Source organism: Ruegeria sp. CDSB013, from assembly GCF_059611165.1.
In genome coordinates, this window is the sequence record NZ_JBXWPA010000010.1 from 20507 (window position 1) to 35214 (window position 14708).

Genomic DNA, 14708 nt, shown 5'->3' on the forward strand with positions numbered 1-14708 from the left:
TCCCCGCCAAGGGAGGCCTACATGGACTTTTCAGGAAAAACCGTCGTCGTCATCGGCGGAACCAGCGGTATCAATCGCGGCATTGCCGAGGCTTTTGCGGCCTCGGGTGCCAAGCTGGCGGTCGCCAGCAGATCGCAGGAAAAGGTCGATGACACCGTTGCTGCGCTGAAAGCTGCAGGGGCACAAGACGCCATCGGCGCGGCCTTTGACGTACGCGACCCAGAGGCCGTGGCAGACGGGCTGAAACAGTTCCACGACGCGCTCGGTGACTTCGACGTGCTGGTATCGGGCGCGGCGGGTAATTTCCCGGCGCTCGCGGCAGAGATGTCGGTCAATGCGTTCAAGACCGTGATCGATATCGACCTGATGGGCACGATTCACGTGATGAAGGGGGCCTATCCTTTCCTCAAGCGTCCGGGTGCCAGCATCATCAACATCTCGGCCCCTCAATCCTACCTGCCTTACGAAGGCCAGGCCCATGTCTGTGCCGCCAAGGCAGGCGTGGATCAGATCACCCGCACCCTGTCGATGGAATGGGGCGTCGAAGGCATCCGCGTGAACTCAGTCGTGCCGGGTTTTATCGAGGGCACTGAAGGGGCCAAGCGTCTGGCCCCCACGCCAGATGCTGGAGAAGCGTTGCGCAAGGACGTCCCCTTGGGCCGTTGGGGTCAGCCGCAGGACGTGGCGAACGCCTGTATGTTCCTCAGCTCTGATCTGGCCAGCTATATCAGCGGCACAATATTGGCCGTAGACGGCGCGCTGTACCAGCGTGGTTCGGGCAAGTTCGGCCAGATGATGGGGCAAATGTTGCGCGCGCAGGCGAAAGCACGCTCATAAGACCCGTTAACCTGTGAGGTTGTTCATTTACGGCTTCACGTAATTGGCACAGCGTAAGACCCATTCATTGCGAGGGTGGGTCCTTACATGCTGAATAGTCCATTTGAAATTACCGAGTTTGTCGAACTGTCCACGATGGTCGGCGTCGCCGGGGCTGGCCTTTACATTCTGAACTACTTTTTACTGCAAATCGGCATAGTCCGAGGCAATGGCGTGCTCTACCCGGTTCTCGTTATCGTTGCTGCAAGCTGCGTTCTGATCAGCATGGTTGAAGAATTCAATCTGGCCGGTTCGATCATACAGGTGGCCTATATCGCGATTTCGGTAATCGGATTGCTGCGCGGATACCTGTCGCGGCATCTCATTCGCTTTTCCGCAGCCGAGCGCCAGTTCATCTCGAATCATCTTGGGTCACTGAAACCGCATCTTACCCGAAAGCTATTGAACACTGCGTCGGTTCAGGAGTTCGCCAAGGGCGACATTCTGATCGAAGAAGCCAGAACAACAGATTTCCTTGGCTATGTCCTGAGCGGGCGAACAACCATCCTGCAAAATGGTCAGGTCATCAATATTTGCGGCTCGGACGAGACACTGGGAGAGCTGACATTCGGCCTTGGCCTGCCCGCAACGGCCACCGTCATCGCCTCAGAGCCGACAACTTGCTTGGTGTTCGACAATTTCCGTCTGTCCCGCCTGCTACGCCGCAACCGGCATATCGACGACGCGCTTAAAGCCGCACATTTCAGGCACGCGCGGCAAAAGCTTCTGAGCAGCAACAAGCATACGCTTCGGGCACAGAAACGGCCCGTCGCGGCCTGAACGGGTTTAGCCGTCCAGACCCTCGGGCTTGCCGACAATGGTGAAATGAAGCCCGTCAGGGTCCAGCAATTCGCTGGCGACCCGGTTGATCTCTTCCAGCGTGATCGCATTCACCTTGTCGTTGCGGGTGGCGATATAGTCGATGGGCAGGTCTTCCATCTGCATCCCGACCATGATCCCCGCAATCTGGCCATTGCCGTCAAACCTCAGCGGGTAAGCGCCCGTCAGGTAGGTTTTGGCATCGTCCAGTTCTTTCTGGGTCACACCTTCGGATGCGGCCCGTGCCCACTCGTCACGGATCACTTCGACCGCTTCGGCAATGCGATCATTGCTGGATGACACGGATCCCAGATAGACCGAGGCCAGATCCTTGGGCACCAGGTAAGTGCCGACGCCATAGGTTAAACCACGCTTCTCTCTGACTTCCTGCATTAGGCGGCTTTCAAACCCGCCCCCGCCAAGGATGTGGTTCAGGATGAAAGCTGCAAAGAAATCGGGATCATCGCGGTCAATGCCCGCATGTCCGAACAGGGCCACAGATTGCGGCGTGTCGAACTCGACCACGCTCACGCCACCAGGGATGGACACATCGGCACGTTCAGGGATCGGCTTGCCCGTTTCCGGCAGGTCGGCCAGTAGTTTATCCAGCAACGCGCCCAATTCTTCGGGGGTGATGTCACCCACCGCACCGACATACATTCGGTCTTTGGCAAAGACATCCTGATACGCTGTGACCACGTCTTCGCGCGTCAGGGCTGTCACGCTTTCGATCGTGCCTTTGCCTTCGGTGCCGTAAGGGTGGTCGCCATAGGCCATGCGCGCAAAGTTGCGACCTGCAATGTCATTCGGGTCGGTTTGGTCGGATTTGAGGCCGGACAGCACCTGCGCCTTTACCCGGTCCACTGCATCCTGATCAAAGCGGGGTTCGTGAATTGTGGTGCGCAGAAGGTCGATCACGTCGTCCCGGTTTTCAGTCAGGAACTGCGCGGTGATCGACACTGTGTCATCAGTTGCATTGTACCGGAACGAGGCCGCCAGCGATTCCAGCTCACGCGCATAGGTGCGGGCATCCATGTCGCCTGCGCCTTCCTCAATCAGGCCGCTCATCAGGTAGACCGCACCGCGTTTGCCCGCGTCATCCAGCGATGTGCCGCCGCGAAAACGCAGCTCCAGCGCGGTGAAGGGGATTGAGTGATCCTCGACCAGCCATGCGGTGATACCACCAGGAGAAGTAACCTCTTCGATCTCGATATCGGCCCACGCGGGCAAAGCGAAAACGAACGCGATCAGAGTTGCGAAAATCCGTTTCATTGCGTCACCTCATCATCGCGCATCAACCAGCCGGTGACCGATGTTTTCGGCTGTATCACCTCGCGCGCGGCGGCGATAATCTCTTCCCCGGTGACAGCCTGCAGAATATCGGGCCAGGCCTGCACATCTTCGACCGTCAGACCACTGGTCAGAGCGCGACCATAGCGGTTGCCAATCCCATCCACATTGTCGCGCGCATAGGTCTGCGAAGCCCGCAGCTGCATCTTGATCCGGTCAAGGTCTTCTTCATTCACACCCTCAGCGATGAAGTCGGCAACCGCCTGATCCATTGCATCCTCGGCCTCTTGCAAAGATACGCCGGCGGCTGGAACAACCAGAAGGTCAAAGGTCGTATCATCCAGCGAGACACCCCGGTAGAACGCCCCGGTGTAGACAACTTTCTGCTGCTCGAACTGCAGCTTTTCGTTCAGGTAGGATGTCGTGCTTCCACCCAACAGTTCTGCCAACAGAAACAGAGCAGCTGCCTTCTCCTGTTCGCTTGGGTCACGTTCGGGGGCCAGATAACTACGCTGAACATAAGGCTGCGACACGCGCGCATCCTTGTATGTTAGACGGCGTTCTGCCGTTTGCGGCGGTTCCTGCGACCGGACCCGTTCGGGCAGGTCAGGGTTGGCGGGGATCACACCGTAATATTGCTCGGCCAGCGATTTGACCTCGTCTGGTTCGACATCACCGGTGACGACCAGAATGGCGTTATTGGGCGCGTAATGGGTTTGGTAGAAGGACAGCGCGTCCTCCATGTCCAGCGTCTCCATCTCGTGCCGCCAGCCGATGATCGGAACACCGTAGCGGTGGTTGAGGTACTGCGACGCGCTCATCTGTTCACTGAACAGCGCACGCGGGCTGTTGTCGGTGCGCTGGTTGCGTTCCTCAAGGATCACGTCGCGTTCAGTGACAATATCATTTTCGCTCAGGCGGATATTGCGCATCCGGTCCGCCTCCATCCGCATCATCAATTCCAGCCGGTCAGCAGCGACGCGTTGGAAATAAGCGGTGTAGTCATATGATGTGAAGGCGTTGTCGGTGCCGCCATTGGCCGCAACGGTGGCGGAAAATTCGCCCGGGGCCAAAGTGTCAGTGCCTTTGAACAGCAGATGCTCAAGGAAATGCGCCACACCCGATGATCCCACGGGTTCATCCGCCGACCCGGCGCGATACCACACCATATGCTGCACAACAGGCGCGCGGTGGTCTTCAATCACGACAACATCCATGCCGTTGTCCAGCGTAAATGTAGTCACGGCCTCGTGCCCCTCGCTTGCGGCAAGAGGTGTTGCGGCGATCAGGGCAGCCAACAGTGCCAGGGCCCGAACCATAGGGCGTCCTCCGTTTGATTTATGCTGTTCAAACTACGGTTGCGCCGCGCGGGTTCAAGGCTAATGACGAAAAGTTAAAGATTATTCATCTACCGGTGGCGCCGATGGTGTTTCGATCCCGGCTTGGCGTGCAGCCTCATTCTGACGGTCGGGGTTCAACGTTTCGCGGCGATAAACTTGCGAATAACGATCCACGTTGAACAAGCGCAAGCGCGTCAGGCGGCTCTGCTTTCTGCGGAACTCTGCATCCTCGGCATCAACCACCTGCCGGGCATTCGCCGGAACTCCATACCGGCTGGAGGCCGTCACAAGGGCCGCGTCCGTGGACGGGATGGCCGTATTTGCGTTCAGCGAAGATTCGTTCCCGCCAAGGGCAACGACAGCTTCCGCCTTAGGGTTCGGATCGGTCAGGTTATTCCCCCCCAGCGTAGGCGCAGGCAGGAACTTGTAATCCTTGGGCTGAGTCAGTGGTTTGACAGGCAGGACCGAGAATTCGTCCGGCCCCTGCCCGGGCGCTTCCAAGTGGCGCAATCCGATATCGGAACAGCCCGCAGCCGCAAAGGCCAATGTCAAAGCAAATATGGAACGCGGCAGCCGCATCAGAGTCTCCAGCCTGTTTCAGGCGCTTTTATCGCATTTCAAATGGCACGTCACGAGGCCTTTTTGCCTTCGAACAGCACCAGACCAATCGCTCCTGCAAAAATGAACACATCAGCAAGGTTGAACACGAAAGGGTTGTTGATGCCGCAACAGGACATGTTCAGGAAGTCCAGAACATAACCATAAAGCAGGCGATCCACGACGTTGCCCAGCGCCCCGCCAATCAGCAACCCGCCGCAAACCAGCATCAGTTTCGACGGAGCTGTGCGCATAAGCCAGATCAACACACCGATAGCGATGAGCATGGAAACACCGATCAACGCCCATCGGGCAGCATCGGTATTGCCTTGAAACAGGCCGAAATTGATGCCCCGATTCTCACCGTATTTGAACACCAGCAGCGGCGGTAGGACATCAATGTTTCCTTCGGCTACGCGCATCACGTGAACGACCAGATACTTGCTGATCTGGTCGATCAGTAACGCAGCCAGTGCGGCCCAGAGAAGCAGAAGATAGCGCATCAGTGGCGGAAGTGGCGCATGCCGGTAAAGACCATGGCCAGACCGGCCTCATCCGCGGCCGCGATCACCTCGTCATCGCGCATCGAGCCACCGGGCTGGATAACACAGTTCGCGCCGGCCTCGGCCGCTTCCATTAGACCGTCCGGGAACGGGAAAAACGCATCCGACGCCACGGCGGACCCGATTGTCAGTGGTTGGGCCAAGCCCAGAGCATCGGCCATGCGCTCGGCTTTCTTCGCTGCAATCATCGCCGAGTCCAGGCGGCTCATCTGCCCGGCACCCACACCCACGGTTGCTCCGTCTTTGACATAGACGATGGCATTGGATTTGACGTGTTTCGCCACTTTCCACGCAAACAGAAGATCGCGCATCTGTTCCTCGGTCGGGGATTTCTTAGTGACGACCTTCAGGTCATCCAGGCCAACAAATCCGTTGTCCTTATCCTGCACCAGAAGGCCACCGGCTACCTGACGGACGGTTTTGCCACCTGTGGTCACGTCTGGCAGGCCATCGGTTGTCAGCAGACGCAGGTTCTTTTTGGCGGCAAAGATTGCCTTGGCCTCATCCGACGCACCCGGAGCGATCACAACTTCGGTGAAAATTCCGGTGATTTCCTGCGCGGTTTCGGCATCCAGCGGCTGGTTCAGCGCAATGATCCCGCCAAAGGCCGATGTGCGGTCACAATCAAACGCGGCCTTATAGGCCTCGATCAATGTCGCGCCCTTGGCAACACCGCAGGGGTTGGCATGCTTGATGATCGCGCAGGCTGCGCCTTGCGCCGGATCGAACTCGGCCACCAGCTCGAATGCCGCGTCTGTGTCGTTGATGTTGTTGTAGCTCAGTTCCTTGCCCTGATGCTGCACTGCTGTCGCGACACCGGGGCGGTTGGTGCCATCGGTGTAGAAGACCGCCTGTTGGTGGCTGTTTTCGCCATAACGCAAGGTCTGCTTCAATTCTCCGGCAAAGGCGCGACGGCGCGGGGCCTCGGCGGCCAGCGCATCGGCCATCCAATTCGACACGGCCGCGTCATAAGCGGCGGTACGAGCATAGGCCGTCTGCGCCAGGTTCTGACGGAAAGCATAGGAAGTCTGCCCATCGTTAGCCGCCAGCTCAGCCAGCAGCGCGTCGTAATCCTGAACATCCACAACCACATTCACAAAAGCGTGGTTTTTCGAGGCCGCGCGGATCATCGCCGGGCCACCGATATCGATATTCTCTATGCATTCGTCGTAACCCGCACCTTTGGCCACGGTGGCCTCGAACGGATAGAGGTTCACCACCAGCAGGTCGATCGCGCCGATGCCATGTTCGTCCATCGCCGCCACGTGGCTGTCATTGTCGCGCAGGGCCAACAGCCCGCCATGCACCATCGGATGCAGCGTTTTCACGCGGCCATCCATCATCTCGGGGAAGCCGGTAATCTCGCTGACATCCTTCACCGCAAGCTCTGCATCGCGCAGCGCCTTGGCTGTACCGCCGGTCGACAGCAACTCGACCCCACGCTCGGCCAGTGCCTTTCCCAGCTCGATCAGCCCGGTCTTGTCGGAAACGGAAAGCAACGCGCGGCGCACGGGGTGAAGATCGGTCATGGGGTCAAAGGTCCTTTTGGCGTCAGTCAAACTCGGGCTCGTCCCGGTGTATATCCCGCACGGCATAGGCTGTGTCCTGGGCCTTGCTCAGCGTCCACCGGATGCGCGTCGCATACTCCATTGCGCGGCCAGATAGAACGATCTGTTTTGTCGCGCGTGGTTTTAAACGCCCGTTTTCCAAATAAACGCTTGGTTCTACAGACAATTTTCCGACGCCGTCATGGCGGAAAACCCAGATCTCACCACTTTTCAGCGCCATCGACACCGCAGCGCCCCCCAGATCCAGTGCCGCATCCACGTCCGGATGCAGGTGAAACCGGATTTCAAAGGCGATGCCCTTCAGACCCGAGGCGTCCATCGCCTTGTCAAATTGGCGCTTCGCCTTGTCGGTGGCCGTCAGCAGAATATCCTCGCAAGCCAGCTCACGCCCATCAAAGCGCAGCTCAAAGGTACGCGCATGTGTCAATCCGAAGACCTTGGTATACCCGTCATGCCCGGCCATGAATCGCGTGCCTTCAAAGGCATCCTCGAAATCAATGGGAACCTCATGCGGCGCATCCACCAGTGCCTCGCGTTCGGCTCCCTGCGTCGGTGGCGCCAGCCGAGCGCTTGAATACCCATCAAGGCACAGTGTCGAATGCGACGGCGTCGCCCGACCCGCACGCCGCCATTCCGTCCCAAAGCTTTCGCCCGATCCGCAATTGACCACCAGTGGTCTGCGGCCCGACGTCAGTTCGAAAGCGAGGGTCGAAGCATGGGCGTTGTATGACGCCGCCCCCTTGGGTGGAGTGGCGGCATCCACAATCACGCTGGTTCTGGCCGCATAAAGTCGGGCAAATCCCATGGACAGCCCCGTGGTGTGATGTGGCCTGACACCGCTTTGCGCCAGTGCCTGATCCAAACGCCCTTCGACACCGCGCCCACCGCCGTGAAACCGGGCCAAAGCCCCGTCCGCATGGCGCAGGCTGCGCAAGGTGGGGGCCATGCGTTTGATGGCACTTGCCTGCGCCCCGGGCGTGCCCCGGCCCAACGCGCTGAGCGCGGCCGAGGTCCATGAAAGCAGCATAAAGACCTCAAGCAGCTCTTCGGGGTTGCGGGTTGGGATACCGCCCTGTTCGTCGACCTGACTGTCACACTCGCGCGCCAAAGCACGAAGGGCAGGATCGGCCATTTGCTCCAAACCCTCCAGCGCCAGACCAGCCTGCACCAGCCCGGCAAGCGCCTCAAACCGGGGAAGACCGGGAGTCGCTGCCTTCCAGCGCTTGGACAGAAACCATGTCTGTTGGGCCAACGAACGAAAAAACATCCTGCTTTGGTGTTCATCTGCGCCGCGCAACAGGAAAATCGCATGGTTGATCCAGCGTATGACGCGCCGCCCGGTCAGATCTGGTGCCCAACCCGGGCCCTGACCGCGACCATGTGCATTGATCCAGCCCCAGACCCACCGCTGGGCCTTTTCACGCGCGCGCATGTCGCCGACAGCTGCCAGATCGTCGAGCCAGGCAAAGCCGTGGCGTTCATTGTCGAACCCGGTACTGGGCGCGGCCACGTCCCATAGCTCGGTTTCCTGAGCTTCGACCAGATAGCCCGCAAATAGCAGATTTCCGGCGACCAACTGACGCCCACGCGCAAATGAGCCCACCGTGCGCGGCTCCGGATCGCCAACAAACCCCGAGACCGCTTTGCGTCGCTGACTGAGCCGCGCGTAGAGACGGTTCTGAAACCGTGTCCACTGATTGGTCATGGTATCTGTCTTCGACATGACGCTCGTTACTCTGCCCCTTGCGCTCTGCTGGCGCCTGAGACCCAACGATAGACCGGGGCGATCGTCAAGTCATCGAAAAGCATGCAACTACGCCGATTTGTTCAGGCGCGCGATGTAGAACCCATCCATTCCACCAAGATCAGCCCAGTAATCGGGCCGCAGACGCAGGCCGCCTTCCTCGGTGATCCATTCGGACTCGATTCCGGCAATGTTCAAAGCCGCCCGATCCACCGACATATCGGGGTGTTGGTCCAGCGCTTCTTCGACCTGCACCTCGCCCTCATCCGGCAGGAGAGAGCAAGTGCAATAGACCAGCCGCCCGCCGGGTTTCAGCAAGCTCCAGGCGTGGGCCAGCATCCGGGCCTGCAGCTCGATCAGCTCACCGAATTCCGATCCGTCTTTGGCAAAAGGCAAGTCAGGGTGCCTGCGGATCGTTCCCGTGGCAGAACACGGCGCGTCCAAAAGGATGGCGTCATACTGGCCCTGATGTTCAAGCGCGTCGCCCGCGACGACAGTGGCAGTCAGTCCGGTGCGTTTGAGGTTCTCATGCACCCGCGCCAATCGCGATTCAGAGACGTCGAGCGCCGTAACATCGGCCCCAGCCGCCGCCAGTTGCAGTGTTTTTCCACCCGGAGCGGCACAAAGGTCGAGGATTTTTTCGCCCGATTTCGGAGCAAGTATGCGCACTGGAATAGCGGCCGCCGCGTCCTGCACCCACCAATCACCTTTGCCATAGCCCGGAAGGGCGGTGACCTGACCGGCATCGTGCAGCCGCATCGAACCGGTAGGCAGGGCCTCACCCGGTCCGCTGGCGCCCGGCTTCACAGACAGGTCAAGCGGTGCGCCAGCAAATTGCGCCTTTTCCATTCCCACGATTGCATCCTCACCCCATGCCATGATCAGCGGATCACGCAGCCATTCGGGCAAACGCGGCACGCGCATTTTGGGCCATGCATCGGGGCCTTCGGCGGCCACTTTGCGCAACACGGCATTCACTAGGCCTTTCAGCCGCCCGTGCTTGCGTGAACGCCCTACGATGTCGACCATTGAATTCACAACACCATGTGCCGCTTCACCGTGGCACAGCTCGACCGCGCCAAGGCGCAGGGCGTTATGCACGGTCAAAGCCGGCGTGCGGTTCAGGTGGTTTTCCAGCAGACGATCCGCACGCTCCAATCCGCGCAGGGTTTCCAGCGTCAGGCGTTGCGCCCGCGCGCGATCTTCAGGGGCCAACCGGTCCAGCGCGCCTGCGGCCAGACATTCGGACAGCAGGCGCCCTTCGCCCAGTATCTGATCCAGCAGATAGATCGCGCTGCGTCGGGCCGCTGTTGCGTTGTCGGACATGGAATCGCCTTTGAATTAATCCTCGCCCGCATTGCCAATAGCGGACGCGGGCGTATATCAAGCCCATGCACGGAAAGGAACCCGATGTCATGAGTAACGACCGCAAAGACCTGCCGCCTGCTGCCCAGCGCGCCCTTGCCGAAGCTGAAGAGCGGCGCCGCAAAGCCGAGGCTGAGGCAAAAGATATGCCCAAGGAACTGGGCGGTCGCGACGGCCCCGATCCGGCCCGGTACGGTGATTGGGAGAAGAAGGGCATAGCGATCGATTTCTGATCGCCTATCCCCGCAAAGCTTCCAGAAAATCCGCGATCAGAGCGCGCTGTTTCTTGGATTTCGCCCGTTCCTCGGGCCAGGTCAGCCAATACCCATCCTTCGTTTTCAGCTCTGGTAGGCGTAACCGGCGCAACCGTCCGTCCTGCAGATCCGCCTTGGCCAAGGGCACCGACCCCAACGCTACGCCCATGCCCTGACGTGCCGCAGACAACGCGTGTTCCATTGAATCGAAGCTGATGTTCGACGTAGTCACATCGCCCTGATCTGCCTTTCGCGCCCAATCTCGCCACCCCGGTCGTTCTCCGCGCAGATCAATCAAAGGCGCGCCCCATTCCACGCCCGGTGCCGCCATAGGCACCAGCACTTCAGCTGCAATCAATTCGGAATCCCGCCCCGGCCAAGCGCCCCGACCATAACGGATCTGTAGCCATGTCCGCTCTTCATCCAGCGACGACCGCCGCGCCACGGAATCGGTCAGAACACGCACCTTCGGCTGCATCTCCTGAAACCGGGCAAGACTTGGCACCACAAGCGCATGGATGTGCGATGACAAACCGGCCACCCGCAATTCGCGCGGGGATTTTCCAAACAGATCCTCGGTATTGCGTTCAAGCGCCTGCAAACTGTCTTGCACCAGTGGTAGGTAGCTTTCGCCTTCGACAGTCAGTGACACGCCACGCGCCTCACGCACAAACAATGTTCGACCCAGCCAGGCTTCAAGGTTGCCGATCCGCTGGCTTACGGCCGCTTGTGTCAGACCAAATTCCCTCGCCGCTGCGGAAAACCCGCCCAGACGCCCCGCCGCCTCAAAAACGCGCAGCCAGTCCAAGGGTGGCAACCCGATCTTTTTCTTAGCCATAAGTTTTTCCAAGCCTCAGCAGAAAGAAGGATTAATTGTCGTAATGCCACAAGGGGCGTATCTCCTCAACCAAAGCCCGCGCTGAACAGGAGACCCCCCATGCTGCGCTTTGCCACCCATGACGCCTCGGTTGTGACCGTAGAATTCGACACCGGCACAAAGGCTCGCTTTCACGCCATCTGGCTACGCGACAACGCGCTGGACCCCGAAACCCGCGCGCCCGGCAATGGCCAACGTCTGATCACCATCGGCGATATCCCCTCAGACATTTCGGTCAGCGCCGCCGAAATCAGCAATGGTGATCTGACAGTCACCTTTCAGCCAGAAGGCAAGATTGTCACCTTTCCCGCCGACTGGCTGGCCGAGCACAGCTATGACCGCGATCAAAACCGCCCCATGGGTCGGACGGCTCCCGGCATCACCACCTGGGGACGCGGCATCGACGCGCCCAGCGCAGATTGGGACGAGGTCCACGCCAATCCCGTCGCCAAGCGTGGCTGGCTGGCTGCGGTGGCCGAATACGGCTTTGCCAAGTTGACCGGCGGACCGACCGAGCCGGAATCCCTGCTGAAAGTCGCTGATCTGTTCGGCTATGTCCGCCAAACCAACTACGGCCCCTATTTTGAGGTCCGGACCGAGGTGAACCCGACCAACCTCGCCTATACCGGCCTTGGTCTGCAGGCGCATACCGACAACCCCTATCGTGATCCGGTTCCGACGCTGCAAATTCTGTATTGCCTGGAAAACAGTGCCGAGGGTGGTGATTCCATCGTGGTTGACGGCTTCCGCGCCGCTGAAAAACTGCACGAACAGAACCCGGAAGGTTTTGCCTTGCTGGCAGGCTATCCCGCCCGGTTCGAATACAAGGGCTCGGACGGTATCTGCCTGCGCTCACGCCGCCCGATGATCGAGCTATCGCCCGATGGTGAATTGGTCGGTATCCGGTTCAACAATCGCTCATCCGCGCCGTTCGTCGACGTGCCCTTTGACCAGATGGAGGCCTACTACGCCGCCTATCGTCAATTGGGCGAGATCATCGACGATCCAGCCATGGGCGTGTCGTTCAAGCTGGAACCGGGTGAGAGCTTCATCGTCGACAACACCCGCGTGCTGCACGCGCGTCTGGGCTATTCCGGTGCGGGCTCACGCTGGCTGCAAGGTTGCTACGCCGACAAGGACGGGCTGCTGTCCACGCTGGCCGCGATGGAGATGGCCCAGCCGGAGGCCGCAGAATGAAGCCCGATTTCTCAACCCTGAGCCGGGACAATATCGTGGCTTTCATCGGCGATATCTTCGATCGCCGCGGCGGTGAGGAATATCTGGGTGAGCCCGTCACCATGGCTGAACACATGTTGCAAGGTGCAACGATCGCCGAGCAGAACGGCCAGCCCGAGGAAATCATCGTCGGTGCATTGCTGCACGATATCGGACATTTCACGTCCGAGTTCGGCACCTACCACCCGGACGATACCGAAGACCGCCACCATGAGGATGCGGGTGCCGAAGTGCTGGAACAGTTCTTCCCCTCGGTCATTACCGATTGCTGCCGCTATCACGTGGCGGCCAAACGGTATCTCTGCGCGACCAAGCCTGAGTATTTCAACCGTCTCTCCGCCGCCTCGGTCCATACGCTGGAATTGCAGGGCGGGCCGATGAGCGCTGAAGAGGTCGCTGAATTCGAGAGCAACCCAAACCTGAAAGAGATCATTCAGGTGCGCTATTTGGACGAGGCGGGCAAACGGGCTGACATGGAAACCCCCGATTTCGCCCATTTCGCACCGATGGTGCAGCGCATGGTCGACAGGCATCTGGGGGCGTCATGAGTGCACCGGAATACATCTTCGAGGCCAGCTCGAAACCGTCACTGCCGTGGCACGAGGTTCCGCTGATCCGGGCCACGGACACGTCGGTCAAAAGCTATGGCTGTCTGGTTGATGACCCCGATACCTTCGAGATTGAAATCGCTCGCTGGCCCCAACAAGGCTGGCGCCAGATTGACGAAGGAACCGGCGACGAGGGCGGCTGGGTCGAAGGCACGTTCAAATGCGATTGGCAGGGTGACGTGCTTTATGGTGAGAACGAGGCCGTCAAAGGCCACTATGTTCTGGGTTGGTCCGCTGATCCACAACAGGCGCAGACCGACCTGCAGACGGCACCGCGCGATCAGGTTCTACTGTGGCACATGAACTACCACCCCGATGGCGGGCAGATGTTCTGGCCGCTGGACAACAAGCCCTTCATCGTGCCTGTCGCGCTGCCCGGCGACAACCTGACGCCAGATAAGGTGGTGGCTTTCTGGTGTGATGGTACGCGTGGCCTCTATATTCATCCCGGCATCTGGCACGAAGGGATATTCCCCGTCGAAGACAACCAGCGTTTCCTCGACCGGCAAGGCAAGGTTCACGCCCGTGTCAGCGCCGATATCGGCAAGGAGTTCGGAGTTTACCTTGCCTGCCCGCTCCGGGTCGACAAAATCAAGGACCTATGAAGTACAGGGCAAAACGCCAGTATCGCGCATTTTCACAATCCCTTAACCGTTGGCGGCCACATCTGTGATACGCTCGACAGTGTCCAACTCAAAAGGGGAGGGCTCTGATGGGATTGAATAGGCGTCGAGTGGTTCAGCTTGGAACCGCAGCAACGGTCGGAACGCTGTTTCCGGGCGTCGGGGCTGCTGCCACTGACCAGAATGACACGTTCGAACAGGAGTTCGCAAACACGCTCAATCAACTGAGAACCGCGTTCTCCGAGCTTGGTTTTAATGAGGCTGAGTCCCTGTCGCTGGCCTCGGGGGTCGACGACTATAACGGCGGATTGCGGCATGATTTCGATCAGTCCGTTCTCCCTTCGGGTGCTTATGTGATTCAGCCGCTGGCGCGCGTCGCGGACGTTGATGAAAAATCACGCGCAGACGTGTTGCCGATGTTTCACGAGGTCGGCTGTCATCCCGCTGATGCTGATGGGCAAGCCATGACCCGGCTGATGATGCAAATTCTGACTCAAAGCTTTGACCTCGACCCGTCCCGCATCGCTTTTGTCAGTGTGCCGCAAGCCGATGACATGCGCCCAGTGCTGGACGCGTTAGGCTTACCATTCACCGAAAAGGTTCTGTTGCGCGATGAGGCCGAGGCATTGGCTTCACGCGATGCCTCGGGCTTTTTCTTCCCCGACCCGTTTGGTGATGAGTACCTTGTGACAATGGGCGTCTACTATCGGCTGGGCGGCACGGATGAAACGGCCCCCACCGCTTACCCGCCGTCGGACAACTGGACCGAAATCGGTGAGGTTGTGATTGGCGGGCAGGCAGCACCCCTTGGCATATCCATAGGGGCCGAACGCCTGACTTATGCGCGTACAGGCCAATACCCGACCTGGGATCAGCGACTAGGCGCACTGTTTTCCAGGATCGAGGACGAGGGCGCCGAACCGCCCGGTCTTGCGGCGTTCCGCTAGG

The 14708-nt window shown here is 59.6% G+C and carries 15 protein-coding genes; 7 read left to right on the top strand and 8 right to left on the bottom strand.

Annotated features, from left to right (window positions below):
- The first annotated feature begins 21 nt into the window (after window positions 1-21).
- Window positions 22-837: an SDR family oxidoreductase gene (locus AC2FJF_RS16415; RefSeq protein WP_496726337.1), complete on the top strand. Its 816-nt coding sequence runs from the start codon at window positions 22-24 to the stop codon at window positions 835-837.
- Between the two features lie 87 nt (window positions 838-924).
- A complete protein-coding gene (locus AC2FJF_RS16420; protein WP_496726338.1) occupies window positions 925-1656 on the top strand; it encodes a cyclic nucleotide-binding domain-containing protein in 732 nt (243 codons plus the stop codon).
- A 6-nt stretch (window positions 1657-1662) separates the two neighbouring features.
- Here AC2FJF_RS16420 and AC2FJF_RS16425 read toward each other — a convergent pair whose 3' ends face one another.
- From AC2FJF_RS16425 to AC2FJF_RS16455, 7 genes are all read right to left on the bottom strand, one after another.
- Complete coding sequence (locus AC2FJF_RS16425; RefSeq protein ID WP_496726339.1) at window positions 1663-2967, bottom strand: M16 family metallopeptidase; 1305 nt, start codon at window positions 2965-2967, stop codon at window positions 1663-1665.
- Window positions 2964-4304: a M16 family metallopeptidase gene (locus tag AC2FJF_RS16430; protein WP_496726340.1), complete on the bottom strand. Its 1341-nt coding sequence runs from the start codon at window positions 4302-4304 to the stop codon at window positions 2964-2966. The genes AC2FJF_RS16425 and AC2FJF_RS16430 overlap by 4 nt, the downstream gene beginning before the upstream one ends.
- A gap of 81 nt (window positions 4305-4385) precedes the next feature.
- Window positions 4386-4904: a DUF3035 domain-containing protein gene (locus tag AC2FJF_RS16435; RefSeq protein WP_496705650.1), complete on the bottom strand. Its 519-nt coding sequence runs from the start codon at window positions 4902-4904 to the stop codon at window positions 4386-4388.
- Between the two features lie 50 nt (window positions 4905-4954).
- Entirely contained in the window at window positions 4955-5425 is a 471-nt protein-coding gene (gene lspA / locus AC2FJF_RS16440) for a signal peptidase II (RefSeq protein ID WP_496726341.1), read from the bottom strand.
- On the bottom strand, window positions 5425-7014 hold the full coding sequence (purH, locus tag AC2FJF_RS16445; RefSeq protein WP_496726342.1) for a bifunctional phosphoribosylaminoimidazolecarboxamide formyltransferase/IMP cyclohydrolase: 1590 nt from the start codon (window positions 7012-7014) through the stop codon (window positions 5425-5427). Before purH ends, lspA begins: the two co-directional genes overlap by 1 nt.
- Before the next feature lie 22 nt (window positions 7015-7036).
- On the bottom strand, window positions 7037-8776 hold the full coding sequence (locus AC2FJF_RS16450; protein WP_496726343.1) for a heparinase II/III family protein: 1740 nt from the start codon (window positions 8774-8776) through the stop codon (window positions 7037-7039).
- 90 nt (window positions 8777-8866) lie between these two features.
- Window positions 8867-10123, bottom strand: coding sequence for an RsmB/NOP family class I SAM-dependent RNA methyltransferase (locus AC2FJF_RS16455; RefSeq protein ID WP_496726344.1), 1257 nt, complete (start codon window positions 10121-10123; stop codon window positions 8867-8869).
- Window positions 10124-10212: 89 nt separating this feature from the next.
- Here AC2FJF_RS16455 and AC2FJF_RS16460 point away from each other — a divergent pair, with 89 nt between their 5' ends.
- Window positions 10213-10395, top strand: a complete 183-nt coding sequence (locus tag AC2FJF_RS16460) for a DUF1674 domain-containing protein (RefSeq protein ID WP_496726345.1) — start codon at window positions 10213-10215, stop codon at window positions 10393-10395.
- Between the two features lie 4 nt (window positions 10396-10399).
- Here the strand turns inward: AC2FJF_RS16460 and AC2FJF_RS16465 are convergent, their stop codons facing one another.
- Entirely contained in the window at window positions 10400-11254 is an 855-nt protein-coding gene (locus AC2FJF_RS16465; RefSeq protein WP_496726346.1) for a LysR family transcriptional regulator, read from the bottom strand.
- Between the two features lie 99 nt (window positions 11255-11353).
- Here AC2FJF_RS16465 and tmpA point away from each other — a divergent pair, with 99 nt between their 5' ends.
- From tmpA to AC2FJF_RS16485, 4 genes are all read left to right on the top strand, one after another.
- The gene (tmpA, locus tag AC2FJF_RS16470) at window positions 11354-12490 is read left to right on the top strand and encodes a 2-trimethylaminoethylphosphonate dioxygenase (protein WP_496726348.1); all 1137 of its coding nucleotides are present in this window, start codon (window positions 11354-11356) and stop codon (window positions 12488-12490) included.
- A complete protein-coding gene (gene tmpB, locus AC2FJF_RS16475; RefSeq protein WP_496726349.1) occupies window positions 12487-13077 on the top strand; it encodes a (R)-1-hydroxy-2-trimethylaminoethylphosphonate oxygenase in 591 nt (196 codons plus the stop codon). The genes tmpA and tmpB overlap by 4 nt, the downstream gene beginning before the upstream one ends.
- Complete coding sequence (locus AC2FJF_RS16480; protein WP_496726350.1) at window positions 13074-13742, top strand: ureidoglycolate lyase; 669 nt, start codon at window positions 13074-13076, stop codon at window positions 13740-13742. The genes tmpB and AC2FJF_RS16480 overlap by 4 nt, the downstream gene beginning before the upstream one ends.
- Window positions 13743-13849: 107 nt before the next feature.
- Window positions 13850-14707, top strand: coding sequence for a hypothetical protein (locus AC2FJF_RS16485; protein ID WP_496726351.1), 858 nt, complete (start codon window positions 13850-13852; stop codon window positions 14705-14707).
- The last annotated feature ends 1 nt before the right edge of the window (window position 14708 follow it).